This window comes from Mycobacterium sp. E3305 (genome assembly GCF_001666785.1).
Classification (GTDB): Bacteria; Actinomycetota; Actinomycetes; order Mycobacteriales; family Mycobacteriaceae; genus Mycobacterium.
Genome location: NZ_LZJA01000214.1, coordinates 1 through 647 on the forward strand (window position 1 = coordinate 1; position 647 = coordinate 647).

The 647-nt window shown below is 70.9% G+C and carries 2 pseudogenes; one reads left to right on the forward strand and one right to left on the reverse strand.

Annotated elements, in window-relative coordinates:
* Positions 1–402 (forward strand): annotated as a pseudogene (locus A5701_RS20285) (bifunctional hydroxymethylpyrimidine kinase/phosphomethylpyrimidine kinase); the annotation flags it as partial.
* Between the two features lie 33 nt (positions 403–435).
* Here the strand turns inward: A5701_RS20285 and A5701_RS29385 are convergent.
* Positions 436–603, reverse strand: a pseudogene (locus A5701_RS29385) (bifunctional hydroxymethylpyrimidine kinase/phosphomethylpyrimidine kinase); the annotation flags it as partial.
* Positions 604–647: the final 44 nt, after the last annotated feature.

The following is a 647-nucleotide window of genomic DNA, read 5'->3' on the forward strand; positions in this document are numbered from 1 at the left end:
CTGGCGTCGTCAACCATCATCGGCGCGGTGGCCGCCGCCTGGCGCCGGCTGGGTCTGACGGTCCCGCTCGTCGTCGATCCGGTGTGCGCGTCCATGCACGGCGACGCGTTGCTGGCTGCGTCGGCGCTGGATTCGCTTCGCGACCAATTGTTTCCGCTGGCCACGCTGGTGACGCCGAACCTCGACGAGGTGCGGCTGCTGGTGGGCGTCGACGTCGTGGATGTGGGGTCTCAGCGCGAGGCGGCCAAGGCCCTGCACGCGCTGGGGCCGCGGTGGGCACTGGTCAAGGGCGGCCACCTGCGGTCGTCGGATCGCAGCTGTGACCTGCTCTACGACGGTGCGTCCTGGTATGAGTTCGACGACGAGCGGGACCGTCAGACCCAGCCGGCGCCAGGCGGCGGCCACCGCGCCGATGATGGTTGACGACGCCAGCATCCCGGTCTTGGCGGCCTGCACGCCGATGTCGGTCACCACCGCCTCGATCTGGGCGGCCACGACATCGTCGGGCACCTCGTGAAAGCCCTTGACGCCCAACGTGTTCTGCACGGTGACCGCGGAGACCGCGACGCAGGCGTGCACGCCGAGTAGCGCCATGGTGCGCATGTCGGCCTGGATGCCGGCGCCGCCCCCCGAGTCGGACCCGGCGA